The sequence below is a fragment of the Haloferax marinum genome (genome assembly GCF_009674625.1).
GTDB classification, from domain to species: Archaea; Halobacteriota; Halobacteria; order Halobacteriales; family Haloferacaceae; genus Haloferax; species Haloferax marinum.
The window spans coordinates 1,194,273-1,217,169 of the sequence record NZ_WKJQ01000001.1 but is presented as its reverse complement, the minus strand read 5'-3'; the positions used below and the strand labels follow the sequence as shown (position 1 = coordinate 1,217,169).

The 22,897-nt window shown below is 62.0% G+C and carries 28 protein-coding genes; 11 read left to right on the top strand and 17 right to left on the bottom strand.

Annotation, left to right across the window (positions count from 1 at the left end):
• Window positions 1-50 precede the first annotated feature (50 nt).
• The 4 genes from GJR99_RS06205 to GJR99_RS17570 form a co-directional block, all read right to left on the bottom strand.
• Window positions 51-1,847 (bottom strand): ABC transporter permease, encoded by a 1,797-nt coding sequence (locus GJR99_RS06205; RefSeq protein WP_151110321.1) that lies wholly within the window; start codon window positions 1,845-1,847, stop codon window positions 51-53.
• Window positions 1,844-3,172, bottom strand: coding sequence for an ABC transporter ATP-binding protein (locus tag GJR99_RS06200; RefSeq protein WP_225317602.1), 1,329 nt, complete (start codon window positions 3,170-3,172; stop codon window positions 1,844-1,846). The genes GJR99_RS06205 and GJR99_RS06200 overlap by 4 nt, the downstream gene beginning before the upstream one ends.
• 45 nt (window positions 3,173-3,217) lie before the next feature.
• Window positions 3,218-4,375 carry a type 2 periplasmic-binding domain-containing protein gene (locus GJR99_RS06195; RefSeq protein WP_151110319.1) on the bottom strand — a complete coding sequence of 386 codons (1,158 nt, stop codon included), beginning with the start codon at window positions 4,373-4,375 and terminating at the stop codon, window positions 3,218-3,220.
• Window positions 4,376-4,977: 602 nt separating this feature from the next.
• Entirely contained in the window at window positions 4,978-5,406 is a 429-nt protein-coding gene (locus GJR99_RS17570) for a hypothetical protein (protein ID WP_225317601.1), read from the bottom strand.
• A gap of 26 nt (window positions 5,407-5,432) precedes the next feature.
• Here GJR99_RS17570 and GJR99_RS06185 point away from each other — a divergent pair, with 26 nt between their 5' ends.
• Both GJR99_RS06185 and GJR99_RS06180 read left to right on the top strand, forming a co-directional pair.
• Window positions 5,433-6,104, top strand: coding sequence for a dihydrofolate reductase family protein (locus tag GJR99_RS06185; RefSeq protein ID WP_151110317.1), 672 nt, complete (start codon window positions 5,433-5,435; stop codon window positions 6,102-6,104).
• A 95-nt stretch (window positions 6,105-6,199) separates the two neighbouring features.
• The gene (locus GJR99_RS06180; RefSeq protein ID WP_151110315.1) at window positions 6,200-6,379 is read left to right on the top strand and encodes a hypothetical protein; all 180 of its coding nucleotides are present in this window, start codon (window positions 6,200-6,202) and stop codon (window positions 6,377-6,379) included.
• A gap of 48 nt (window positions 6,380-6,427) precedes the next feature.
• Here the strand turns inward: GJR99_RS06180 and GJR99_RS06175 are convergent, their stop codons facing one another.
• Window positions 6,428-7,966, bottom strand: coding sequence for a (R)-citramalate synthase (locus GJR99_RS06175; RefSeq protein WP_151110313.1), 1,539 nt, complete (start codon window positions 7,964-7,966; stop codon window positions 6,428-6,430).
• Between the two features lie 185 nt (window positions 7,967-8,151).
• Window positions 8,152-8,499, bottom strand: a complete 348-nt coding sequence (locus GJR99_RS06170; protein ID WP_151110311.1) for a DUF192 domain-containing protein — start codon at window positions 8,497-8,499, stop codon at window positions 8,152-8,154.
• Between the two features lie 171 nt (window positions 8,500-8,670).
• Between GJR99_RS06170 and GJR99_RS06165 the strand changes: the two genes are divergently transcribed.
• The 3 genes from GJR99_RS06165 to GJR99_RS06155 all read left to right on the top strand — a co-directional run bounded on the left by GJR99_RS06165 (window position 8,671) and on the right by GJR99_RS06155 (window position 11,951).
• On the top strand, window positions 8,671-9,195 hold the full coding sequence (locus GJR99_RS06165; protein ID WP_151110309.1) for a DUF7097 family protein: 525 nt from the start codon (window positions 8,671-8,673) through the stop codon (window positions 9,193-9,195).
• 102 nt (window positions 9,196-9,297) lie between these two features.
• Window positions 9,298-9,849 carry a GMP synthase subunit A gene (locus GJR99_RS06160; protein ID WP_151110307.1) on the top strand — a complete coding sequence of 184 codons (552 nt, stop codon included), beginning with the start codon at window positions 9,298-9,300 and terminating at the stop codon, window positions 9,847-9,849.
• A gap of 188 nt (window positions 9,850-10,037) precedes the next feature.
• Window positions 10,038-11,951, top strand: coding sequence for a DUF2070 family protein (locus tag GJR99_RS06155; protein ID WP_151110305.1), 1,914 nt, complete (start codon window positions 10,038-10,040; stop codon window positions 11,949-11,951).
• 77 nt (window positions 11,952-12,028) lie between these two features.
• On the opposite strand, the gene GJR99_RS06150 is transcribed toward GJR99_RS06155, so the two are convergent.
• The 6 genes from GJR99_RS06150 to GJR99_RS06125 form a co-directional block, all read right to left on the bottom strand.
• On the bottom strand, window positions 12,029-12,235 hold the full coding sequence (locus tag GJR99_RS06150; RefSeq protein WP_151110303.1) for an HVO_0649 family zinc finger protein: 207 nt from the start codon (window positions 12,233-12,235) through the stop codon (window positions 12,029-12,031).
• A gap of 215 nt (window positions 12,236-12,450) precedes the next feature.
• Window positions 12,451-12,705 carry a DUF3194 domain-containing protein gene (locus GJR99_RS06145; protein WP_151110301.1) on the bottom strand — a complete coding sequence of 85 codons (255 nt, stop codon included), beginning with the start codon at window positions 12,703-12,705 and terminating at the stop codon, window positions 12,451-12,453.
• Window positions 12,706-13,089, bottom strand: coding sequence for a prefoldin subunit beta (locus tag GJR99_RS06140; RefSeq protein WP_151110299.1), 384 nt, complete (start codon window positions 13,087-13,089; stop codon window positions 12,706-12,708).
• 43 nt (window positions 13,090-13,132) lie between these two features.
• Complete coding sequence (locus GJR99_RS06135; RefSeq protein ID WP_151110297.1) at window positions 13,133-13,402, bottom strand: KEOPS complex subunit Pcc1; 270 nt, start codon at window positions 13,400-13,402, stop codon at window positions 13,133-13,135.
• 1 nt (window position 13,403) lies between these two features.
• A complete protein-coding gene (locus GJR99_RS06130; RefSeq protein WP_151110295.1) occupies window positions 13,404-13,538 on the bottom strand; it encodes a DNA-directed RNA polymerase subunit P in 135 nt (44 codons plus the stop codon).
• 30 nt (window positions 13,539-13,568) lie between these two features.
• The gene (locus tag GJR99_RS06125; protein WP_151110293.1) at window positions 13,569-13,838 is read right to left on the bottom strand and encodes an eL43 family ribosomal protein; all 270 of its coding nucleotides are present in this window, start codon (window positions 13,836-13,838) and stop codon (window positions 13,569-13,571) included.
• A gap of 123 nt (window positions 13,839-13,961) precedes the next feature.
• Here GJR99_RS06125 and GJR99_RS06120 point away from each other — a divergent pair, with 123 nt between their 5' ends.
• Window positions 13,962-14,993 (top strand): NAD-dependent epimerase/dehydratase family protein, encoded by a 1,032-nt coding sequence (locus GJR99_RS06120; RefSeq protein ID WP_151110290.1) that lies wholly within the window; start codon window positions 13,962-13,964, stop codon window positions 14,991-14,993.
• A 36-nt stretch (window positions 14,994-15,029) separates the two neighbouring features.
• On the opposite strand, the gene phaC is transcribed toward GJR99_RS06120, so the two are convergent.
• The 4 genes from phaC to GJR99_RS06100 are packed head-to-tail and all read right to left on the bottom strand — an operon-like array spanning window position 15,030 to window position 17,784.
• A complete protein-coding gene (gene phaC, locus GJR99_RS06115) occupies window positions 15,030-16,391 on the bottom strand; it encodes a class III poly(R)-hydroxyalkanoic acid synthase subunit PhaC (RefSeq protein WP_151110288.1) in 1,362 nt (453 codons plus the stop codon).
• A complete protein-coding gene (locus GJR99_RS06110) occupies window positions 16,388-16,942 on the bottom strand; it encodes a poly(R)-hydroxyalkanoic acid synthase subunit PhaE (RefSeq protein WP_151110286.1) in 555 nt (184 codons plus the stop codon). Before GJR99_RS06110 ends, phaC begins: the two co-directional genes overlap by 4 nt.
• Window positions 16,943-16,982: 40 nt before the next feature.
• Window positions 16,983-17,435 carry a hypothetical protein gene (locus tag GJR99_RS06105; RefSeq protein WP_151110284.1) on the bottom strand — a complete coding sequence of 151 codons (453 nt, stop codon included), beginning with the start codon at window positions 17,433-17,435 and terminating at the stop codon, window positions 16,983-16,985.
• A gap of 34 nt (window positions 17,436-17,469) precedes the next feature.
• Window positions 17,470-17,784: an AbrB/MazE/SpoVT family DNA-binding domain-containing protein gene (locus GJR99_RS06100; RefSeq protein WP_151110282.1), complete on the bottom strand. Its 315-nt coding sequence runs from the start codon at window positions 17,782-17,784 to the stop codon at window positions 17,470-17,472.
• Window positions 17,785-17,933: 149 nt separating this feature from the next.
• Between GJR99_RS06100 and GJR99_RS06095 the strand changes: the two genes are divergently transcribed.
• From GJR99_RS06095 to GJR99_RS06080, 4 genes are all read left to right on the top strand, one after another.
• Window positions 17,934-18,581 (top strand): MaoC family dehydratase, encoded by a 648-nt coding sequence (locus GJR99_RS06095; RefSeq protein WP_225317600.1) that lies wholly within the window; start codon window positions 17,934-17,936, stop codon window positions 18,579-18,581.
• A gap of 257 nt (window positions 18,582-18,838) precedes the next feature.
• Window positions 18,839-19,582, top strand: coding sequence for a beta-ketoacyl-ACP reductase (locus GJR99_RS06090; protein WP_151110280.1), 744 nt, complete (start codon window positions 18,839-18,841; stop codon window positions 19,580-19,582).
• Window position 19,583: 1 nt separating this feature from the next.
• Window positions 19,584-19,853, top strand: coding sequence for a TrmB family transcriptional regulator (locus GJR99_RS06085; RefSeq protein ID WP_195759443.1), 270 nt, complete (start codon window positions 19,584-19,586; stop codon window positions 19,851-19,853).
• A 173-nt stretch (window positions 19,854-20,026) separates the two neighbouring features.
• The gene (locus GJR99_RS06080) at window positions 20,027-20,821 is read left to right on the top strand and encodes a BtpA/SgcQ family protein (protein WP_151110278.1); all 795 of its coding nucleotides are present in this window, start codon (window positions 20,027-20,029) and stop codon (window positions 20,819-20,821) included.
• Window positions 20,822-20,841: 20 nt separating this feature from the next.
• Here GJR99_RS06080 and GJR99_RS06075 read toward each other — a convergent pair whose 3' ends face one another.
• The gene (locus GJR99_RS06075) at window positions 20,842-21,771 is read right to left on the bottom strand and encodes a carbohydrate kinase family protein (protein WP_151110276.1); all 930 of its coding nucleotides are present in this window, start codon (window positions 21,769-21,771) and stop codon (window positions 20,842-20,844) included.
• 375 nt (window positions 21,772-22,146) lie between these two features.
• Here GJR99_RS06075 and GJR99_RS06070 point away from each other — a divergent pair, with 375 nt between their 5' ends.
• Complete coding sequence (locus GJR99_RS06070) at window positions 22,147-22,881, top strand: DUF4386 family protein (protein ID WP_154325947.1); 735 nt, start codon at window positions 22,147-22,149, stop codon at window positions 22,879-22,881.
• Window positions 22,882-22,897: the final 16 nt, after the last annotated feature.

The window sequence follows — 22,897 nt, the reverse complement described above, 5'->3', positions numbered from 1 at the left end:
CGTTAGTCACGAACGGCGACGTCCGAGTCGGGGCGACCGTCGGAGACTGATTATTGCTGGCCGAGTTCGTAGAACGTGATTCCGGTGAGGCGGAGTCCGATGAGGAAGACGACGGTCAGCAGGATGAACAGCGAGGAGATGGCGGCCACGAGCGTGATGTCGGAGCCGTAGGTGTAGAGCTCGAAGAGTTTGACTGGTATCACGATGGTCTTCGACGTGTAGGTCATCATCGGGATCGACAGCAGTTGGACGATATGCATCGCGAGGAAGAACCACAGGACAACGGCGGTGTTTCGGAACAGCGGGAGGAAGACCTCGCGCATCCCCTGGAGCCAACTGGCGCCGGCGACCCGGGCGGCCTCCTCGAGGTCGTCGTGTATCTGGACGATGTTCCCGACGGCGATCCGCGAGGACATCGGGAGGAACACCATGACCGACCCCACGATGATGATGGCGAGCGTCCCGTACCAGTCGAGCAAGGGGTGAATCTTCCCGACCCACAGGAACGTAAAGAGGAGACCGGCGCCGGTGATGATTCCGGGGACGGCGAGCGGCGTGAGCGACAGGAAGTCGACGAACCCGCGCAGGCGGGCTTTCGTTCGCTCGGTGTAGTAGGCCATACCGATGACCAACACCGTTCCCAGCGTCGCACCGCCGCCGGCGACGAGTAGACTGTTGACGAACGCCTTTCGCAGTTGCGGGTCCGTCAGCACCGTGACGTAGTGGGCCAGCGTTAACTGTGACAGGTCGACCTCGCCGTACCAGTTCACGTGGAGCGACGTCACCACGAGCGCGACGATGGGGACCACCCAGACGACGAGCAGGAGTGCCCAGATGCCGGCCGCGAGGGGCCACCGCCACCGACCGAGGTCCCAGACGCGGGCGTTGTGTCGCCGTCCGGTCAGCGTCATGAAGTCCTCCTTGCGGCTGGTCACCTTCCGGTAGTACCACACGAACACGAGCATCATCAGGAGGAGGCTACACGCCAGCGCGGCCGCCTGCCCGTAGGCGGCGGGGAACCGACCCTTGATCGCCGTGAAGATGGTCGTCGAGTAGACGTCGAAGCCGTTGCGTACGCCGAGGATAGAGACGACGGCGAACTCGCCCATCCCGTAGAGGAAGATGACGATCGACCCCGAGAGAATCGCCGGCTTGATCAGCGGAAACGTGACCGAGCGAACGGTCTCTCTCACGCTCGCGCCGTGGATGCGACTCACCTCCTCCAGGGCGGGGTCCATGTCCTGGAGCGCCGGGACGGTGAGCAGGTAGAACGTCGGAACGACGTTGATTCCGGCGATAAAGGCGATGGCCCACGGGTTGAAGATGTCGACTGGGAGTGACGCGAGGCCGAACGCCTCGCGCACGGCCGTCGCGAGAATGCCGTTGTCGGCGCCGTAGGTCGTGACGTACATGATGGCGTAGACGTACCCCGGAATCGTCTGGCACGACAGCAAAACCAGTTCCATCTCGCCTTTCGTCGGGAGATTCGTCCGCACGAACAACCAGGCGGCACCAAGTCCGAACACCAGGCCCGTCCCCGTCATCCCGACGGCGACTATCAACGAGTTCGCGACCAGTTCGACGACTGGGAAAAAGCCCTCCAAGTACACCGCACGGAAGTTTTCGAGGGTGAATCGCGCACCGAACTCCCCAGGGTAGCCCGACCACACGCTCGTCCACAGGAGAAAGACCAGCGGCACGACCGTCAGCCCAACCACCACGGCTACGACCACCCCGAGGATCACCCCTTTGACCGGTTCACTGTCGGTGTCGAACTGGGTTTCGACTCCTGGGAGCCGGTCGAACGCGGCGGCGGCCGCCTCGGCCAGCGGTCGTTTCGAACTCATTGCGTGGTCGTGTTCACAGTCGTACTCGTGGCGTGCTCTCGGTCAGGTGTCGTCCGGTAGACCTGCATCGCGCCTGGGTCGAACCCAAGCCGTATCGGGTCCCCACGGGCGAAGTCCCGGTAGTCGTCACAGTGGACGGTGAGTTCGGTGTCGGTCCCCTCGAACCCGACCGTCACCTCGTAGCGGTCACCGAGGATACCCTCGGCAACGACCGTCCCCATCAGTTCGACGTGGCCGTCCACCGTGGGGCCAGTCTCACCACAGTCACTTGCTGCTTGCTGGACGGTCCCGCCGGTCTCACCACCGTCGCTTGCTGCTTGTCGGATGGCCCCGTCAGTCTCGCCACCGTCGCTTGCTGCTTGTTGGACAACCCCGTTGGTCTCGACCGGTCGGTCCGCGGCCGTCATCCGACCGGCGGGGTCGACGTCGCGGACTATCAGGTCCTCGGGACGGAGGAAACACTCGACGTCGCCGGGGTTCTCGCTGCTGAACATGTAGTCAGTCCGGTCGAGTGGGACGTCGGCGAGGTCAGTTCTAACGACCAACCCCCCATCGGAACCGGGTTCGATCGTCCCCTCGAACGGGTTGCGTGCACCAACGAAGCGACGGGTGAACGCCGTCTTCGGGGCGCGGTGTAGTTCCTCGGGGACACCCCGTTCGACGACCTCGCCGTCGTTGACGATGACGACTCGGTCGGCCAGGTAGAACGCCTCCTCCTGGTCGTGCGTCACGTAGAGCATACTCACGTCGAGTTCGTGCTGGAGGCGCTGGAGTTCGTACCGCATCCCCTTGCGCAGTTCCTTGTCGAGGTTGCTCAGTGGTTCGTCCAGTAACAACAGGTCGGGCCCGTGGACCAGCGCGCGGGCCAGCGCGGTCCGCTGTTGCTGGCCGCCACTGAGGTCCGTCGCAGGGTCGTCTCGCTTGCTGGCAATCTCCATCAGTTCGAGCATCCAGTCGACGCGCTCCTCGTAGCGCTCGCGGGGAACGTCGTGGGTGGCGTGTTTCAGCGGGAAGACGACGTTCTCGTAGACGGTCTTGTGGGGCCATATCGCGTAGTTCTGGTAGACCATCCCGATGTCGCGCGTTTCCGGAGGCCTGGAGACACCGTCCCCGTAGACCGTCTCGCCACCGATGGTGATCTCGCCGCTGTCGGGCGTCTCGACGCCGGCGATACACCGGAGTATCGTCGTCTTGCCACAACCGCTCGGGCCGAGCAGGGCCACGATCTCGTCTGACCCGACGGTCAGGTCGACGCCGGCGATTTCGAAGGCGTCGCTGAAGCGCTTGCCGAGGCCGCGAACGGTCAACTGGTGGTCGTCGGTCATGGTGGGGCGGTTACCGGATTCCGCAGGGTATCGAATTATCGGTCCTCACAGGTCGAATACACCTTTGTCTTTCGCCTCCTGCCCGACTTGGGCGGTCTGCCAGGTGTCCCAGAACGACACCGGCTCGAACGCCGTGTTCAGCCGCTTTTGGGTGAACGCGCCGGGGTCCTGTGCGGAGTAGTCCAGGTCGAGCCGGCAGGGAATCTGTCTGACGACGTCGGTGACCAGCCGCCGCTGGACCGACTCCTCGAGGTACGCGCTGAGGAAGAAGCGCGCGACCCACGGGTTGGGGGCGTTCTTGTTGATGGCCACCGGCGACCCGTTCATGTCGCTTTTGACGTCCTCGGGGAAGACAGCTCTGAGCGGGGAGTCATCGCCCGCGAACGGCCCCAGCACCGTCGGCCAGTTGTAGAGCGACATCGGCGCGTTGCCGTCGCGGACCTCCCGTGCGGCGGCCGTGTGGGAACTCGCGCCCACGAACTCGAGGTGGTCGCTCAGCTGTTTCGCCCACTCCAGTTCGCTCACGCCCCGCTCTTCGGCGTGGTGTTTGATGATCCAACCGACCATGTCCGCGGCGATGTAGCTGCTGGAAATGGTCGTCTTCAGCCCCTCGTACTGGTCGTCGAACAGGTCGTTGTAGGTTCGTGGAACGTCGAGCCCGCGCTCCTCGAATATCTCCTCGTTGATGGGCATCGCCAGTCCTGGGCCGCCGTTGTAAGCCGTCGCGTAGAACGGATACTGCTGGACGTCCTCGAGCACGTCGTTGAACCAGAAGTTCTTGTCGAGGTCCCACTCGAAGAACTTCTTACCGATGTCCAGTGCCGCTTCCTTGCCTTCCTCCTTGGCAGTGATCGTCATCCGCTCGTCGATGCCGCTCGGACTGCTCAGGACGTCGGCCTTGTCGTTGTCTGCCTGGCGCTCCTGGATGAACCGCTGGGTGACCTTGCTCCCGTAACTCGCGAACACGTTGGGTTCGAGACTGGTGCCGAACTCGTCGTTTATCACCTCGATGACGTCGTACCACTCGTCGGAGGACCCGGTCGACGTGTAGATGGTAATCGTCTCGTCACCGTCGATGTAGTCGGCGAGCGCCTCCGTGGTCCAGGGCGGTTCGGGCTCCTTCGATTCGGTACCCTGGCTAGTGTTCTGCCCCAGACACCCCGTAACGGACCCCAAGACTGCAGCGCCACTGGCAGCGATCACATCTCGCCGTGAGGTGGACATCTGGGAGGTCTCTTCCCGTGATGACTGATTCAAGTTCGGAGGTCGGTTAGCAGTCATATTGAGTAGTTCTTGACTGGCCGGAGTAACGTTGCGGGACTCATTTTAAGGATTTTAAATACCGTGCGTTCTCCGCCACTCGTATCGGAGGCTCCTCGATGAACCCCGAAACGACCAGCCACCGTCGGTGAACGACACCACAGATAAACAGTGTCGTACCACCGGTATCGCTGCGAAGCTGAGAACTCATGCGTACACTGGGTATCGATATCGGTGACCTCTAGATGCATAGCGATTGTATCGCCCGCTGGTGGGTGAGGAGCGACGGACGGTGTGTCTCAACAACAGATTAGTGTACGCGAGTGTCCCCCTCTGGGGTGTCACACCGACAGCGTCAGGTGTGTTTGCTGCCACCTCACCCCCGGCATCCGTAGTGTAAGTTGAGTGCAAAAGTCGTCGATGGTTCCTCTGGAGAATGCCCGTTGGTAACTCCAGTCGCTGTATAGACCAACCCCACCGTCTCGAAGACGACTATCGCTGCTAGCCGATACACGCGCTGTATTCAGCACCGCTTCCCAAACCTGTCAGCGATTAGTTGACTTCGCAGACTCCTCCTGACTCATCTCGAAGTGAGACTGTTCGCTACTCTCTCCGTTCCGCAACCGCCGCCGGCGTTTGTCGTACGCCCCTGCCAGTGTCGGTTCCCGGTGACGCCGCCCGACGAGATACGCGTCGGTATCACTCTCGTCTCGCGGGTCGGCACTGCGAATCCAGACAGCGACGCCGCCGCGACTCGACAGTCCACTGGCCCACATCTCCGCGTCGTCACGCGAACTGAACACGTGACGCCTCCCGCGTTTGTTGACGAGCGTCCCCACTGCGCCGTTGGTCCGGCGGGCCGAGGGCTTGATATCGACGACGAAGGCGGCGTCGGTCACGGTGAGACATCGTCTCTCCGGGGCCTTGTACGACGCGGTCCAGAGGTCAGAGGCCGAGTACGCCGCGGTGTCCATTTGCCCGTGTACGACCTACGGTTCGTATGGCTCACGTCGTCGTCCACAACGCCGTCAGTCTCGACGGCCGAATCGAAGGGTTCCCCGCAGACATCGGCACGTTCTACGAACTCGCAGCGACGTGGAATGCCGACGTCCACCTCGTCGGGAGCGAGACGCTCCTCGCAAACGAGGACGCGCCGCCGGCCGACGACCCTGACGCGCTCGATCCGTTCGAGGTTCAAAACGAGGGCTGTCCACTACTGGTGGTCCCCGATAGCCGCGGCCGAATCAGAAACTGGCGGGGCCTCCTCGAAAGCCCCTTCTGGAGCCGAGGCGTCGCGCTCGTCTCCCACTCGACGCCAGAAGACTACCGAACGTATCTCGAACAGGTGGGTATCGAAGCCATCGAAGCGGGAGCAGACCGAGTCAACCTGCAGACTGCACTCGAGACGCTCGAATCCGAGTTCGGCAGCGAGACGATTCTCGTCGATAGCGGCGGAACGCTCTCTGGAATCCTTCTCCGTGGTGGGCTCGTAAACGAGGTGAGCGTTCTCGTCCACCCGCGACTCGTCGGCGGTGAGTCAGCACGGACGTTCTGTCGTGGGCCAGACCCCGCGGCAGGACTCGAACCACAGGCTGTCGAACTTCGTCGACAGTCGGTCGAGTCACTCCACGATGGGCTCGTCTGGCTTCGATACGACGTCGGAACACCCTGATACGCTAACTCGTGACACCACCCGCCGCTGTCTTTCGGTTTCACTTTCACTCTCCTAGGATTCGATACATATCATCTCCGTCCGATTGCAGTTGTATGAGCGCGAATGCGGCGAACACGAATACGAGCGAAGACGGTGAGACGCGCCGAATAGACGTCACGACGGTCCGAACGGGTCGCGTCGCCGACTACGCAGAGTCGAAACTCGGCGACGACGCCATCGGGTTCGAGCGCCGAGGTGGATGGACCTACCTCGTCGCAAAAGAGACGCGTTGAACGCGCGGTACTCGGCGCGACAGAGACGCCAGACGCGACAGAGACGCGCTAGTCGTCTGCCGACGCAGGTTCCAGCGTGCCCTGACTCTTTTCGAGTAGTCGGTCGAGCGCATCGACCATCGCTTGCACGCTCGCTCGCGTGATGTCCGCGTCCGACGCGGCGACGGTGACGCTTCGGTCTCCGAGCGACATGGTCACTTCGACGGTGACGACGGCGTCGGTGCCGCCGGTGATGGCGTCGACGTGGTACTCGTCGAGTTGTGCGTCTGCGTCGGGGCCGAGTGCTTGCCGAACTGCTTTCACTGCGGCGTCGACCGGACCGGACCCGGTGCCCGAGGCGACCCGTTCTTCGCCGTCGACGTTGAGTCTGACACTCGCCGTCGGCGTACCGCCACCGGACGCTGCCGTGAGGTCGAGGAGTTCGACCGTCCGGTCACGCTCGCGGCCCTGGACGTCTTCTGCGAACGCGAGGAGGTCCGCGTCGGTGACGCGCTTCCCTCGGTCGCCGAGTTCTTTCACTCGCTTGACGACCGCAGCGACGTCTTCGTCCGTCGCATCGACACCGTGTTCGTCGAGAGCGGCTTTGACGCCGGCACGGCCAGCGTGCTTTCCGAGGACGAGGCGACGTTCGCGCCCCACCGTCTCCGGCGAGTACGGTTCGTACATCGCGTCGTCTTTGAGCGTGCCGTCGGTGTGGATGCCGCTTTCGTGCGTGAAGGCGTTCTGACCGACGACTGCCTTGTTCGGCGGGAGCGCGACGCCCGTCGCGTGGGCGACTTTCTGCGCCAGTCCGTAGAGTTCGTCGAGTTTGACCGACTCGACGTCGTAGCAGTGATGGAGCGCGATTGCGACCTCTTCGAGCGCGACGTTGCCAGCACGTTCTCCGATGCCGTTGACCGTCGTGTGGACGAGGTCCGCACCCGCGGCGAGACTCGCGTGGACGTTGGCCATCGCGAGTCCCAGGTCGTCGTGGGTGTGGGTCGACGTCGGTCCGTACTCGGCAACGCGAGAGACGGCCTCGTAGGTGTGTTCGGGGCTGGTGTGGCCGACCGTGTCGGCGAAACAGAACCGGTCTGCGCCAGCGTTGTGAGAGACCTGGGCTAACTCGTCTAAGAACTCCAGTGACGCGCGAGAGCCGTCTTCGCCGATGACCTCGACCCACAGGCCGTGGTCTTTGGCGTACGCGACGAGTTCGTCGGTCGTCTGGAGGACGCCCTCGCGGGTCGTCCCGACCTTCGACTCGATGTGGCGTTCGCTCGCCGGAACGACGAGCGTGATGCCGCCGACGTCGCAGTCGAGCGCGAGGTCGATGTCGTTCTGGACGCCCCGTGCGAAACTCGTCACCGTCGCGTCGAGACCGAGCGACGTGACGCGTTTGATGGTCTCGCGTTCACCGGGGCCGGTGCAGGCACTCCCCGCCTCGATGTAGTCCACCTTGGCGCGGTCGAGTGCCAGTGCGATATCTGCCTTCTCGCCCGGTGTCAGTGAGACGCCGGGCGCTTGCTCGCCATCGCGAAGCGTAGTATCTAACAGCTGTACCGAATCAGAAGTGCGTAGCTCGGGGGTCTTCCCGAATCGATTATTCACGGTAGAATCGTGTCCTTGTAGGTTAGAACCGTCGAATTTCACAGCCAGCCGTCTCGCGACGACTTACTCTATCCTCCGTCGGTGTGGTAGGTTCCGACATAGTAAGTGAACACATATGTTGTCGAATGTATAAAAGAGATGGTTCCGACAGTTATTGGTGTCTCGTCGGTGGAGGAACCGGCCGATTACTCGGAGAGTTCTACCAGGTCGCCGGGTTCGACGTCTTCTGCGGCCCCAGCGGGGAGTTCGATGATGGTGTCGGCCATCCCGAACCCGATACCCGTCCACGCGGACAGGCGCTTTTTCTGCTTGACTTCGTCTCCGATGAGCCACAGCGCGTCGATGTCGAACGGGACGAACACCATGTGTAGACTGTGTCGGTCGGCGTCGTCGAATCTGAACACGAGAGCGTAGTCGTCGGGGACCGACCCACGGAACATCAGCCCGCGGGCCTTCGAGAGGAACGAATCGGCGGTTTCGACGTTCGACGCGAGCGTCGATTGGTCGCCGTTCTGTCGGTGTACGAGCCTCACAGGTATTTTTTGGACCGTCTACATGATGAAACCATCGCTGGCTGTGGTCCCGACCGGTGTCGGCCGATTTGCTCGGCCTGCCGTACGGACAGGTCGATTTCCTCGCCTTGGTTCTCTCGACCCGACTCTCTCGAAAGCAACGTTTACACTCGCGCTGACCACACCCACAGTATGGAGCAGACGCCGACAGGCACACCCGTAGGTGTCGACGACCCCTACGACCACGCCGGCCGGTGTGACCACCTCACGAGCGACGGTAACTGTCGCCTCGCTCGCGAGTACGCTGACCGAGACCCCGAGTTCGCGCGTGAGCGCGCACGATTCGATTACGAGTGCGTCGCCGCCGCCGAGGACTGCGAGTTTCGAGACTGTCCACACTACGCGTCCACGACGAACGGCCGGGAGTGTACCCGCTGTGGCATCGAAGAAGTCCGCATGGCACACGACTCGACGGCCCGACCCCTCCTCGAAGAACATCACCTCTCGTACGGCAGTCACAGCGGCGGCGACCCGTCACACGAGATTACCGTCGCACTCTGCCGGTGGTGCCACACGAAAGTCCACAAGTCGTTCGCTCGCATCGACGACGACGCCTCGCCCGACCCGGAGGCCATCGCTGCACGTGAAGCGCGACGGACGAAAGAGCTAGAGGAGATGGGGTTTCAGTCGGCCCTCGAACGCGCCGACACCGAGTGACCACCGAGCACCACGGGCGTCGATATGCTAATCTAATGCACGGATACGCGCATCTCGACCGGTCTTCGAACCACTTTTAGGCACGCTAGTCCAACCCGAGATATGACCCGCATCGTCGTCATCGACAACCACGGGCAGTTTACCCACCTCGAACGGCGCGCACTCCGTGACCTCGGCGTCGACACCGAACTCGTCGACAACGACACGGCTCCAGAAGATATCGACGCAGACGGCATCGTCCTCTCCGGCGGCCCAGATATGGACCGCATCGGTCGCTGTGCCGACTACCTCGACCTCGACGTGCCGATTCTCGGTATCTGTCTCGGGATGCAGATTCTCGCCGAAGAACTCGGCGGCCGCGTCGGCTCCGGCGACTACGGCGGCTACGCCGACGTCGACGTCGAAATCCTCGACGAAGACGACCCACTCGTTGGCTCTCTCGCACCCGAGACGCGTGTCTGGGCCAGTCACGCCGACGAAGTGAAAGAGGTCCCAGAAGGGTTCACCCACACCGCAACGAGCGACGTCTGTACCATCGAAGCGATGAGCGACACCGACCGCAACCTCTACGGCGTCCAGTGGCACCCCGAAGTGGCCCACACCGACGAGGGTGAGGAAGTCTTCGAGAACTTCATCGCTATCTGCGAGCAGTAGACGGTCGGTCGGCCCACCGCTCGGTTGTCTACGGTCGGAACCACCACTCCGTCGTTTGCGGTCGGCTCACCACGTCGTCGTCTGTGGTCGGAAAATCGCCCGCCTGCTTGGCGGTCTTCTATCTATCATCCTTTTCCGGCCGGAATAATACGAGGGATTTACCCCACTCGACTCAGTCTATTCGGGAAATGACCTCCACGCAGAGCGACCTCGCCGGGTTGTCGCGGTTCATCTTCCGCGCGCCCAAGTGGTACACGAGTCTCGGGTTCGCCTTGCTCGTCGCCGCGATGGCCGGTATCGCGGCGTTCGACTCGGGTGACCTCGAAAGCTCGTGGCGAGGAATCTTCTTCCTCGGCCGAGACGCCTGGGAAGGCATCTTCTTTATCGGTATCCCGACGGTCGTCGCGGCGTTCGGAACCACCGGCGTCGACCGATTCGTCGGCGGAAAACTGACGCACAATCGTTCTTCACTCCTCGCACTGGCGGGCGAAGTCATCATCGTCGGCTTCGTCACGGTCGCGGCCATCATCTCGGTGTTCACCGGCCTCGGACAGCGGTTCGTCTTCGACGCACTCGTCGTCGCCCTCGCGTCGGTGTTCGCGTTCCGATTGCTCATCGTCATGGCAGTCTCCCGGTCGTCACTCCTCATCGCGGCGGTCCCGGCGAGTATCCAGACGCTCACGGCGGCGGCCTTGCTCTTCGTCTACAGCGGGACGCTGGCCTTCTTCGAGGTGGGTGGCCCCATCCTCGATGCGTATCTGTTGCCGTATCTGGCCCGGCCGGACCGTGCCCCGCCCGAACTCTCGGCTATCGCACTCAGTCACTTCCAACTGCTCGCTATCATGTGCGTCGTCTACTCACTCGGTGTCTACGCCTTCCTTCAAGTCGTCGACCGCCCGTGGCGACGCAGTCTCGGTGTGTCGGTTCTCGACTTCATCCGTGGGTTCATCGGCCACGTCGCCGAGGGGACGCGAGAACTGGAAGACTTCTTCGAACAACTGGGCCAAGAGGCAATCGTCCCCGTCACCGTCCTCTCGTTCCGCCGCGAGGACGGGTCCGAGAAGGCACGCTTCGTCCTCCCGATGATTCACCCAGGACCGATGGGCGAAATCGGCGGCGGGAACTTCCCCGAACGAGTCGCGCGACGGTCCGAAGGCCTCGCGTTCCCGCCCCACGCGACTGCCGGCCACGACTTCAACCTCGTGACCGAACGCGAGGTAGACGTGGTTCTCGACGCCGCCGACGCCGCCTGCGAGACCATCGAATACACCGACGAGGCCACAGAGAGCGTCCGTGTCGCCTCCGGCGACGCGAAGATGCTCGGCCAGCGATTCGGTGACGACGCCGTTCTCGTCTCGACGTACGCGCCCCTGTTTGCAGACGACGTGGAGTACGCTGTCGGCCTCTCGGCGTCCGCCGAGGCCCGGACGACCGGCCTCGAAAACGTCCTCCTCGTGGACGCTCACAACTGCAACAACGGACTCCAGGGGCCAGACCTCGGCCACGTCACCCCCGGAAGCAAACGCTCGTTCGACATGATATCTGCGGCGGGTATCGCGGGCGACGAACTCGGTGAGTTGCCGGACGGTGCGCTCGAACTCGGGACGGCGTGGGACGAAACCGACTGGATTCCACGGGACGGAATCGGCCCCCTCGGTATCCGAGTCGCTGTGACGGACGTGAACGACCAGGTGACGGCGTACGTCCTCATCGACGGGAACAACATGGAACCCGGCCTCCGAGATTACATCGTAGACGTGCTGACGGAGGGACCGGACGCACTGGCCGACGTCGCCGAAGTCATGACGACAGACACGCACATCGTCAACACTGTCGAAGCAGAAAACCAGGTCGGCGCGGCAATCGACCAAGACGAACTGCTGGCGACCATCGAGGGCCTCGTCGAGCAGGCGCTCTCGGACCGCGAATCAGTCTCTGCAGGGATGGCAACCCAGCGTGCAGAAGTGACCATCTTCGGCAACGACCGCACCGAGACGCTCGCGAGCCACGCCAACGCCGTCGTCTCGATGGGGGGTGCGTTGGCGCTCGCCGTCATCCTCGCGTCGATGGCCGTCAGTCTACTCGTGTTCTTGCTGGCGTAGGCGGGACGCTGTTTTCTTGGTTTCGTCGTCACTCACAGACGTAGATTCGAACGACGAGAGAATCCGCCTCGTCGCACTTACTTCAGCGAGAGCGTCCGGGTCTCGATGGCACCGCAACTCGGGCAGATGTGCCGATAGAAGACGTCTGAACCAGTCGTCTTGGCGGACCACTCGCCGTCCACGTCGTCGTATCCACACGAAGAACAGACGCGCTCGGCGTCAGTGTAGCGTTCTCGCAGTCTGTCCAACGCAGTCGTCCCTCTCGGAGTACGCCTGATTGACATGGGGTAACATACATCATTGTTACTGATAATTGTATCGGACGATTGGACAGTCCCAACCCGGTTGGGGTTCGGTTATCACAACGAAAACGACGATTTGTGGCGTTGATTCGTCGTTCGTGGGAAAAATCATCGGACGATGGTGGAGTACTAGTTTCGTGACGACCGACGCGTCGCTCACCGGTCGAGCGAGACGCGGGGGGTGCCCGCAGAAAACCCTACTCTTCGTCGGCGGCCGCGAACAGTTCGTCCACGGCTTCCTGTGCCGTTCGGGCCGCCTCGTCGGCGACCGCTTCGGCGTCGTCGGCGTCGTCGGGTGCGTTGATGTACACGTCGACGTCGAGCACGCCGTCTTCGAACGTCACAGTGACGTCGAAGTCAGTGACGCGCGACTGCTTGAACCGGGCGAAGATGAGGCCCTCGGCCGCCTCGGCGGCGGTCTGGACCACTTCTTCGTCCGTCGGCTGTGGCATTTATGCGCCGCCGGGGCCCATCGGGCCGGCACCGCCTGCGCCACCCTGCAGCATCTGCTGGAGCTCTTCCTGCAGACTCTCGAACTTCTCTTGGACGCGCTCTTCTTGCTTCGTCAGCTGCTCGACGCGAACTTCGAGGTTCTCGACCTTCTCTTCGAGGTCTTCTTGAGCCGCCTCGTAGTCCGTCTCGATGAGGAGTTCACCGACTTCGCGGTACATCTTCGAGTCAGAATCGACGTCTTCGAGCGTGTTGAGCGCCGTCTGAGCTTCGTTGAGTGCCGTCTCGGAGGACTGCTTCTGCTCGGAGACGCTCTGTGCGGTCTCCTGAAGGTTCTGCAGTTCTTCGAGCTTCTCTTGCGCTTCCGGCGGCAGACTTCCCTGCATACCCGAACCGACGGGACGCCGGCCCTAAAACACCCGCGGTCTGCTACGCAGTTTGGGAACGATTCTCGCTCGCGACTGCGACGGCTTCTGCGGTCTCTACGAGGCGAATCCACGTGTTTACCCCGGCGCGAAGTGCGACGATGTCGTCGGCGTCGACGGTCACCACGACAGTCCGGCCATCGCGCTCGGCGTGCGCACGCGACCGCGCGTCGTCTATCTCCCCGACTTCGACGGCGACGCTCTGTTCGACGATGCGTGCGCGCCGCTCGTCGGGGTAGTCGAACTCGAGAGAAGCGCTGTGCGCGGGGCGCACGTTACTCGACGTTGACTTCTTTCACGTTGGGGGTCCGCTCCTTCAGCAGGACGCGGTGCCCACAGTACGGGCAACGAACGCCACCGAACTCGTCCAGTTCGACGTCGCGTTTGCACCGGGAACACTTGTAGCTCATTGTGAGATGTGAGGAATCGAGGGTACTCGGTTATTCCGACTCGCCGGTGAGTGCGGCGCGGATGGAACGGCGAACCTGCTTTCCTGCGGGGGTCTGGGGACGGTAGGTACCGCCAGTGAAGACCTCGCCGGTCTTCTCGTTCTTCCAGATGCCGGTTCCGACGCGGGTGACGTCGTCGCCGTCGACTTTCGAGTTTCGCATCTCTGCTTCGATTTCCTTGACGCGGCGGCGGGCGACACGGCCGTACCGAGCACCGAAGCGCCCGGCACTTCCAACGGATCGTGCCTTCTTGTCGGCCATAGTACCGCCAACTACCTCAGCAGTATGGATAAACCCTACGAGTCGCGTCGGCGAGAACCTCCCTGACGACTCCGGTGTGCGCCCCCTAGACACCGCTATGTCGATTCTGCGCGTATGAATGGTATGACGACACACGTCGTGGTCGGGGCCGGTCCGGTCGGACTCGCGGTCGCAGAACATCTCCGAGAACGTGGTGACGACGTCGCTGTGGTGGCGCGACACGTCACCGACAAACTCCCTGTGGGGGCCGAGCATCGGCGTATCGACGTGACTGACGCAGCTCTCGCGAAAGCGGCGTTCGAAGACGCCGACGTGGTCTATCACTGCGCGCAACCGCCGTACGACCTGTGGCCCGACCTGTTTCCGGAGTTGACTCGCGGCATCGTCGAAGGTGTCGAAGCCACCGGTGCGCGACTGGTCGTCGCCGAGAACCTCTACATGTACGGCGACGTCGACGACAGAATCACGGAAGACCTGCCATATGCGGCCACTGGCCCCAACGGCAGAACCCGCGCAGAGTGTGCGCGAATGGTCCTCGACGCCCACGACGAGGGGCGAATCGAGGCGACCATCGGCCGCGCAAGCGACTTCTTCGGACCGCGCGTCCGCAACTCTGTGGTCGGCGAGCAGGTGTTCGGTGAGGCGGTCGACGGCAAGCCTGCGAGGGTCCTCGGGAAACCAAAACTTCCACACACCTACACCTACGTCCCCGACTTCGCACGCGCCCTCGTTCTCCTCGGTGAACGAGACGACGCACTTGGCGAGGCGTGGCACGTCCCGAATCCCGAAACCGTCTCGACGCGACAGTTCGTCGAACTCGTCTACGACGCCGCGGAGGTCGACCCGGTTCTCCCCCGAATCGTCTATCTCTCTGGGCCGTTGCTGACGCTGGGCGGGGCCGTGAGTTCGTCGCTCGACGGCTTCGTCAACTCGCCGCCGCTAAAGGAGTTCGTCGAACGACGATACTCGTTCGAAGCACCGTACATCGTCGACGACTCGAAGTTCCGAAACGCGTTCGGCGACGCCGTAACGGCGACGTCGCTCGAAACGGCTATCGACGCGACTGTCGCGTGGTATCGTGAGCAGGAACCAGTGACGGGGCCGATTCACATCGAGACAGGGGAAGAACAGTCGTTCGGAGCGACGCACCAGTGAACTGGTACTCGTCGGTCCTGTGTACGCTCTGACGCGTCACTCACTCAGTCGTTGTCGCGCCTCGTCGATCCAGGTTTGGACTCGCTCAGCGCCGACGCCGATGGCCGCCACCAACGCGTCCGCGTCCGCGTTCGCGAGGTCGGTGGGACTCGTCACACCCGCATCGCGGAGTCGCTGTGCGTAGTTCGGTCCGATGCCGTCGATCGTTTCGAGGTCGTCGGTCTGAGCGGTTGCATCAGCGTCTGGTTCCGGCGTCTCCATCTCTTCGACGGGCGACGACGAGTCAGCGTCACTCGATTGGGTCGTCGCCTCGTCCGTCGCCGACCGCTCGGCGAACCACTCGCAGACATCGGGCCAGAGTTGCTCGTGGGAACTCGACGACACCGACAGCCCGATGTGACCGGTCGGGAACTCCATGACGGCCGTGTCGTCGCTGGCGACGAAGTCGTTGAAGGGCGTACTCGCTTCCGGTGGGATGAGGTGGTCGTATTCGCCCGTAATCTGGAGGACTGGCATATCCACCGCCGACAAATCGACGCGGGAGTCGCCCAGATATAGCTCACCACTGACGAGCTTGTTCGACTGGTAGATGTCTTCGAGGAACTGTCGGTACGTCTCGCCAGCCACGTCGATGCCATCGCCGAGCCACCGTTCCATCCGCGCGAAGTTCTCGACGAATTCGTCGTCCTCGAGGTTGTCGTAAAAGCGGACGTACTTCGTCACGAAGTTGCCCACTGGGTCCATCAGTGCGAACCCGAGGTCGAGGAATTCGGAGGGGACGTTGCCGAACGCCTCGGTGACGGCTTCAGGCGTGAAGTACGATTCGTCCCCCCAGCGTTCGAGGACGCCACCCGTCTGGTCGAAGCAGAGTCCCGCGGCCATCAGACCGAGGTTTCGAACCTTCTCGGGGTGGAGCGCGGCGTACATCGCACTCATCGTTCCTCCCATACAGTAGCCGAGGACGTTGATGGAATCTTGTCCCGAGCGCTCGCGAACGACGTCGACACAGTTCTCCAGATAGCGGTTGACGTAGTCGTCGAGCGTGAGTGAAGCGTCGAGAAGTGATGGCTCTCCCCAGTCGATGAGGTAGACGTCGAACCCGTTCTCGAGGAGCGTGCGGACGACGCTTCGGTCCGGTTGGAGGTCGAGGATGTACGGCCGGTTGATGAGGGCGTACACGACGAGAATCGGGACGTCGTACTGCGATTCGGTCTGCGACTCGTAATGGAGAAGCTGGAGTTTGTTCTCTTCGTAGACGACCTCACTCGGCGTCTGTCCGACCTCGACGGCGTTCGCTCGCTCGACCTGCGCCGGAAGGGAGGCATTCGTTTCGAACGCCTCGGCCGCAGTCTCGAACTGCTTGCGCTGGAAGTTCATCGCTGCAGTGAACGGATTCATGACTCCATGGCGTCGAGCAGTCGGTCGAGTTTCTTCTCGACGGCGTGCTGTCGTCGTTCGAACTCGACCAGTCGCTCACCGATCTCTTGGACGTCGTTCTTGGTCGCGAAGCCGAGCGAGTGCAGCGTCTCGGCGGCCGTCTCGTCGACCTTCTCTTGGTACTCGAGAACGTCGCTCACAGTCGCTCCTGTGACGGCAGCGAAGGTGCTGGTCTCCATGACGTCTTTGAACGACTGGTTCGCGGCGCGCAGCCAGATATCTCGGAACTCGTCAGTCGAGATATCTTCTCCTTCGACGGCGTCGTTCGTCCGCTCGAGCATCTGCACTGCGGCGTCCATCCAGGTCTGGTAGGCATGCGCGTAGCCCTCGAGCCCTTCGTCCATCGTCTCGACGACCGCCTGGTCGTTTTCGACCGTGTCGATCCACGATTCGACGAACTGCGCCTGCATCTGGACGCTCTCCTCGAACGCTTCGAGGGTCGTTCGGTTCATCTCGTTCATCATCTCGGCCCACTGGTCGAGACTGTCTTCGTTTGGTGTCGCGTCGCTCATGGTTGGTGATTCGAGTCGTTATTACTTCGTGATTCGGGTGTTACTCTGTGTCTGCGGGAGACTCGTCGGTCGCTGTGGCCTCGGCCGCGGCGAGTGACTCGAGGTAGAGTTCGAACGAGTCGTCGACGAACGAGGCGTACTGGTCGACCAGTTCGTCGTAGGCTTCGACGTTCCCGTCTATCGACTGGTGGACGGCGTCCCACGCTTGCTCGGACATCTCGTCCATCGCGTCGAACTGCTCGTCGACGACTTCGGAGAAGTCACCCAGAGTTCGCTCTTCGCCTTGCGTCGACTCCTGCATCGCGTCGACTGCCGTTTGGACGGACGACCGGGTGAGCTCGCTACTCTTCTGCTGAGCGGTCTGCTGGGACTCGACACTGTCGGCCGCAGCGTGTACGAGGCGCTTTTGCAGTTCGAATCCCTCGCGGGTTGCCTCTCGTGCTTGCTCGAGCGACTGTCGCTGCATCTGCGTGACCATACCGAACGGTTCCATCAGCTGCGAAACGGGGTCAAAACCGAAGTTTGATTCACTCATTGTTGTCTCTCTGTTTGCTGATTGGGATGACGAACGCCTGCACGAGGTCGCCTTCGTCGATACCTAATGCCTCGCGTTCTGCATCGGGGATGCTCAATCGGCCACCACTCTGGACGCGGGTTTTGAACATCGCAGTCCCCATACTCATCGCACCGAAGTCGGAGAGACCGCCGGCGGACCCTCCCTGGTTCGCAGCGAGCAACTGCTCGTAGAACCGTTGTTGCTGCTGGGTGAACTCCTCGCCTGCCTTGCGCAACTGCTCGGTGAACATGGCAGGAGGCCACAGCACATCGTCGTTGTTCGTCATCTCGGTTGAGACAACGGTCGTGGATTATATATAATTTCCCCACGATGCCCTCAAATGGTATACGATGGTAAGAGATGGTTTAGAAGAACGGACGGCGGTCCGACCCCCCCGACGACGGTGCCGAACTGGTCACACAGGATGGGCTACCGATGAGTGACGGCGACCCACAACAAGACGTGTCGTCACTGTTCGCGGCCTCGGGGCGAACGATGGCGGAGGTGACCCGTGCGTGGACGAACGCATCGGCGCAGATGCTGAAGAACATCTCCGAGGCGAACCAGGCGGTCCTCTCCGCGTTTAGTGGCGGAGACATCGATGGGGAGGCCACTGAGTCGTCGGAGGTGTCGATTGGGTACTCACGGCGTGGGTGGTCGCTCGAGCGAGACGTTGCGTGCGACACCGATGTGACTGTAGGAGACACCCTCCGCTTCTCGAAGGTAATCTCCGAAGCGAACGTCGAGGCCTTCGCCGATGCGACTGGCGATACGAACAGACTCCACCTCGACGAGGCGTTCGCGAGTAACTCCCGCTTCGGCGAACCAATCGCTCACGGTATCCTCGTCCTTGGCCTGATTAGCGCTGCACTCGCCCGACTTCCAGGGTTGACCATCTATCTCTCGCAGGATATCCGCTTTACCCGTCCTGCAACGATCGGTCAGCGCTACACGGCCGTCATCGAAGTCGTCGAACAACTCGGAGACGACAAGTTCCGACTCACGACAGACGTCGTCGACGAATCCGGCGAGATGATCGTCGATGGCGAGGCAGTCGTCCTCGTCGACGACCTCCCGACGTAGTCGTCCAATCTGGCCGTTTTTGGTCCAGTCGGTCGATGTTGCCACGCACAGGCACGACGATATGTGAGTGGTATGATTAAACTTGTATAAACTCGGTTTCTGTGTATAAGGGCTGTTCTAGGTAACGGTTATGTAGAATGACACGGCCCTCGTTACATAGAGGGTCACTGGCCTTACACGACCGAGGAGCTGGATGCAATCAGCAAGGTGGTGGACGAGAAGTCGCCTCGAAGTGTGGTCCCCTCACGAGAAACACAATGACGGAACGCAATCGCACCTGTGTGGTGACAGGTTCTTCACGTGGAATTGGCCGTGGTATCGCCGAACAACTAGCAGAAGACGGCTTCAACGTCGTCGTCAACTATCGGAGTTCCGAGGCAGAAGCGTACGACGTCGTCGACGCGATAGAAGCCGACGGTGGGACGGCAATCGCCCTCCAAGGTGACGTCTCCGACTACGACGAGATGATGGGAATGGCTGACCGGGTCCACGACGCGTTCGGCCCGATCGACGTCCTCGTGAACAACGCGGGTATCACCCGTGACCGGACGTTCAAGAAGATGACTCGCGAGGACTGGGAGCAGGTCATCGATGTGAACCTCGGCGGCGTGTTCAACTCCACGAAAGCCTTCTACGACGATATCAAGCAGGCTGACGAGGGGCGCGTCATCAACATCTCGAGTGTCGTCGGCCAACAGGGTAACTACGGACAGGCGAACTACGCGACGACCAAGAGCGGTCTGTTCGGGTTCACCCGAACGCTCGCACTCGAGCTCGCGAGGTCCGACTCGACAGTCAACTGTGTTGCCCCCGGATTCACGAAGACGGACATGCTCGAAAATGTCGACGAACACATCCAAGAGAAGATTCGCGAGCGGATTCCCCTCGGCTGCTTTGCGACGGTTTCCGACATCTCGGGTATCGTCTCGTTCGTCGCGAGCGAAGACTCGGGGTACATGACCGGCCAGATACTCGGCGTCAACGGCGGGATGGAGTGGTAACGTGACTGATAACGTGTTCCACGCTGCTTCGTCGAGCGACGACGTCGACGAGCAGACGCCCCAGAATCACACGCTCACCTCGGTGCCCAACGACCTCGAGTCGGATGGAGCGAAACTCGTCTACCTCGCCGTCGACGTCGCTGACGAACCGACGCCCGCAGAACTGACCAACATGCTACAGATGAACTCGCTTGCCCTCTATCCGATTCTCCGCACGCTCACTGAGCGGGGACACATCGATACCGATGGCGAGACGATTACCTGTACGTAACCCAGCGAACTGTGTGTCGCCGGTGGACCTAGAGCACTCTTTTTCGTAACGCTTTGCCGTCTCACCGATGTCCCTCAGTCCCTTCGGTGTTTGCTTCAGTATCCGCTTCGGTACACCAGCGTACCGACCGGGTCGATGTTCACGATTAAGTCTCTGGGAGGGCCACGCAGGACATGGACATCTTCAGTACGGGACCCCCGATTATCGGGATGGTACACTTACCGCCGCTCCCTGGGTCGCCTGGGTTCGACGGAGACCGACGCGAACTTCGCACGCGACTCCGTGAGGACGCGGAGGCACTCGAATCGGGTGGCGTCGACGGGATTATGCTCGAAAACTTCGGTGACGCCCCGTTCTATCCGGACCGCGTTCCTCGCCACGTCGTGGCTGACGTCGCAGCACTCGCCGCGACGCTTCGTGACCACGTCTCGGTTCCGTTCGGTGTGAACGTCCTCAGGAACGACGTTCGGAGTGCGCTCGGTATCGCCGCCGCGACGGGCGGGTCGTTCGTCCGTGTGAACGTCCATACCGGTGCCCGTCTTACTGACCAAGGGATCATCGAGGGGATGGCCCACGAAACGTTACGACTCCGTGACCAACTCGATACTGACGTGTCCATCCTTGCAGATATCGACGTGAAACACTCCGCGCCGCTCGCCGAGCGCGCCATAGACGACGTCGTTGCCGAACTCGTCGAACGCGGTAGCGCCGACGGACTCATCGTGAGCGGCACTGGCACCGGAGAAGCGGTCGATACGACCGTCCTCGAGCGAGTCGTCGACGCTCGCGATGCTCGTGGGCTCGACGTCCCTGTCTTGATCGGAAGTGGGGTGACGCCCGAGACAGCACCCGACCTGCTCTCTGTCGCCGACGGCGCTATCGTCGGGACGGCGCTCAAACACGACGGCGAGACGACGAACCCCGTCGACGAAGCGGCAGTCGAGCGTCTCGTCGAGGCCGTTCGATAGACTCCTCTTTTCGTCTTCTCCTACTGACTCCCCACAAACGCCTGTACCTCGGGTTCGGATGGGAGGTGGCCACGTGCGCCCATCGCTGTGCAGTTGAGTGCTGCCGTAGCAGCGGCAAAGCGGCCTGCGTCCTGTGCCGAGTAGTCGTCGAGGAGCCACGTCTGAATCAACCCCGCTGTGAAGCTGTCGCCAGCCCCGGTCGTATCGTTCACCTCGACGTCGAAGGCCGGAACGTCGTGTACTGTGTCGCCTTCGAGAAGGAGGGCACCCTCCCCTCCTCGTGTGATTGCCGCCCGAGAGACGTTCTGTCGTGTGAGGGTGGCACTGGCTTCCTCGGCACCGCCACCGAAATACGACTGCGCGGCGACCTCGCCGACCACGAACAGGTCGACGACAGAGAGCAGTCGGTCGATCGTCTCGGGCGTCGTTCCCCGGCCTTCGAGTTCCGAAAGCGGCCCTGCGAGGTCGAACACCAGTGTCGAAATCTCACCGCGCTCACGCGCGCTCACGAGTCTCGAGACCACTTCGTCGGGAGCGTAGGCACTGGTGAAGACGACACTGGCGTCTCGCGCATACTCGATATCACGACCATCGAGCCGAAGATTCGGCACGCTTTGGCCCCCAGCGACGATCATTCGCTCACCGTCCGGTCCACGAAGAATCAGTGTGTACGACGACTCTTCGGTTCCGGTGCGAATCCGAGAACAGTCGATGTCGCGTGCTCGGAGGTCGGCTTCTATTTCGGCGGCGGCATCCGCTCCGACGCGTGTGACGATTCCCGTCTCGGTCCCGAATGCAGCGAGTCCCGAGGCGACATTTGCAGCGACACCACCAACGTCGGTCGTGTGTTCACGGGCGAACGCACCGCCATCGGGCTCCGGCAAGTTCGAGAGGCTATATACGTGGTCGATAACGGCACTGCCGACCGTTACGACATCGACCGAAGGCATGACATCTACTCAGCGGTCGGCCATCTTGAACGTACAGGGGATATCGTTTGGCTCTGGTGAACTCCTCAGTCGCGGACAGTTCGTCGAGGCCGTTGTGGATAGGGGGTGCGTCTGCACCACACGGTTCCGGCCGAACGTACCTGCGTCAATGCGGTCACTCGACGCGAGTCGTCCACGCTGGATTCTCAGATGAGATGAGAATCCCCCCAACCTCGAGGGCGTCAGTGATGTCTGTGAAACGTTCTCTCAGCGACCGTCGAGTACGACAGATACATCTGCACGGTCTCCGGACAGTGGGCGTCTGGGTGGTTGAGAGGGCCGTGCGAACGATATGGCTATCTCCGTTGGCGGTAATGTCATCGTGGCAGATAATACATGGCAACAACTACAGATCAAGCAGTAGAGGATATCGGGCAGTCGTCCACCGTGGGCCGCTGGAACTATCTGACGGTCGGCGGTCTCGCCGCGCTAACCGAAGCGGCCATCTACGTAGCCGGTATCGCGTACTTTCTCGTCATCCTCGATTTCGCGAGTGTCACCGGGGCACTCCAACAGGTGGAACTGTTTGTCGCGAACGAGACGGGTCTGTCCGCGATGTATCTGCTCATTTACGTGGTCTTCGGTATCGTGCTAGTGACACTCGTTCTGGCGCTCCACGAGCGACTCAAGACCGACGCACCGATGCTGATGCGGGTGACGACTGCGTTCGGGCTCATCTGGGCTGGGCTCGTCATCGCCAGCGGGATGGTTGCCACCCTCGCGACAGGCGTCGTCGTCGACCTCTACAGTGCTGACCCGACGCAGGCGACGACGGTCTGGCTGGCAGTCAGTCCGGTCATCGACGGGTTGGGCGGCGGCAACGAAATCGTCGGCGGCCTCTGGACGTTGCTCGTGAGCGTCGCCGCACTGCGAGCGCGAGCGCTCCACCGATTAGTGAACTACTTCGGACTCGTCGTCGGGACGGCAGGTATCCTCTCGGCGATTCCAGCGCTCGGTGAAGTCGGCGGGGGCATCTTCGGCCTGACCCAGATAGTCTGGTTCGTCGCTCTCGGTATCCTCCTGTTGGGGGCAGGTCGTCGTGAGGCGTCCGCATACCTTCGCGAGGAGTGATTCCACCGACGGCGGC

Bases quoted from the DNA above. Each gene is read 5' to 3' on its own strand.
- GJR99_RS06205 (WP_151110321.1), bottom strand. From the start codon at position 1,847: ATGAGTTCGAAACGACCGCTGGCCGAGGCGGCCGCCGCCGCGTTCGAC.
- GJR99_RS06200 (WP_225317602.1), bottom strand. From the start codon at position 3,172: ATGACCGACGACCACCAGTTGACCGTTCGCGGCCTCGGCAAGCGCTTC.
- GJR99_RS17570 (WP_225317601.1), bottom strand. From the start codon at position 5,406: ATGGACACCGCGGCGTACTCGGCCTCTGACCTCTGGACCGCGTCGTAC.
- GJR99_RS06185 (WP_151110317.1), top strand. From the start codon at position 5,433: ATGGCTCACGTCGTCGTCCACAACGCCGTCAGTCTCGACGGCCGAATC.
- GJR99_RS06180 (WP_151110315.1), top strand. From the start codon at position 6,200: ATGAGCGCGAATGCGGCGAACACGAATACGAGCGAAGACGGTGAGACG.
- GJR99_RS06165 (WP_151110309.1), top strand. From the start codon at position 8,671: ATGGAGCAGACGCCGACAGGCACACCCGTAGGTGTCGACGACCCCTAC.
- GJR99_RS06160 (WP_151110307.1), top strand. From the start codon at position 9,298: ATGACCCGCATCGTCGTCATCGACAACCACGGGCAGTTTACCCACCTC.
- GJR99_RS06155 (WP_151110305.1), top strand. From the start codon at position 10,038: ATGACCTCCACGCAGAGCGACCTCGCCGGGTTGTCGCGGTTCATCTTC.
- GJR99_RS06150 (WP_151110303.1), bottom strand. From the start codon at position 12,235: ATGTCAATCAGGCGTACTCCGAGAGGGACGACTGCGTTGGACAGACTG.
- GJR99_RS06145 (WP_151110301.1), bottom strand. From the start codon at position 12,705: ATGCCACAGCCGACGGACGAAGAAGTGGTCCAGACCGCCGCCGAGGCG.
- GJR99_RS06140 (WP_151110299.1), bottom strand. From the start codon at position 13,089: ATGCAGGGAAGTCTGCCGCCGGAAGCGCAAGAGAAGCTCGAAGAACTG.
- GJR99_RS06130 (WP_151110295.1), bottom strand. From the start codon at position 13,538: ATGAGCTACAAGTGTTCCCGGTGCAAACGCGACGTCGAACTGGACGAG.
- GJR99_RS06125 (WP_151110293.1), bottom strand. From the start codon at position 13,838: ATGGCCGACAAGAAGGCACGATCCGTTGGAAGTGCCGGGCGCTTCGGT.
- GJR99_RS06120 (WP_151110290.1), top strand. From the start codon at position 13,962: ATGACGACACACGTCGTGGTCGGGGCCGGTCCGGTCGGACTCGCGGTC.
- phaC (WP_151110288.1), bottom strand. From the start codon at position 16,391: ATGAATCCGTTCACTGCAGCGATGAACTTCCAGCGCAAGCAGTTCGAG.
- GJR99_RS06110 (WP_151110286.1), bottom strand. From the start codon at position 16,942: ATGAGCGACGCGACACCAAACGAAGACAGTCTCGACCAGTGGGCCGAG.
- GJR99_RS06105 (WP_151110284.1), bottom strand. From the start codon at position 17,435: ATGGAACCGTTCGGTATGGTCACGCAGATGCAGCGACAGTCGCTCGAG.
- GJR99_RS06100 (WP_151110282.1), bottom strand. From the start codon at position 17,784: ATGACGAACAACGACGATGTGCTGTGGCCTCCTGCCATGTTCACCGAG.
- GJR99_RS06095 (WP_225317600.1), top strand. From the start codon at position 17,934: ATGAGTGACGGCGACCCACAACAAGACGTGTCGTCACTGTTCGCGGCC.
- GJR99_RS06090 (WP_151110280.1), top strand. From the start codon at position 18,839: ATGACGGAACGCAATCGCACCTGTGTGGTGACAGGTTCTTCACGTGGA.
- GJR99_RS06080 (WP_151110278.1), top strand. From the start codon at position 20,027: ATGGACATCTTCAGTACGGGACCCCCGATTATCGGGATGGTACACTTA.
- GJR99_RS06075 (WP_151110276.1), bottom strand. From the start codon at position 21,771: ATGCCTTCGGTCGATGTCGTAACGGTCGGCAGTGCCGTTATCGACCAC.
- GJR99_RS06070 (WP_154325947.1), top strand. From the start codon at position 22,147: ATGGCAACAACTACAGATCAAGCAGTAGAGGATATCGGGCAGTCGTCC.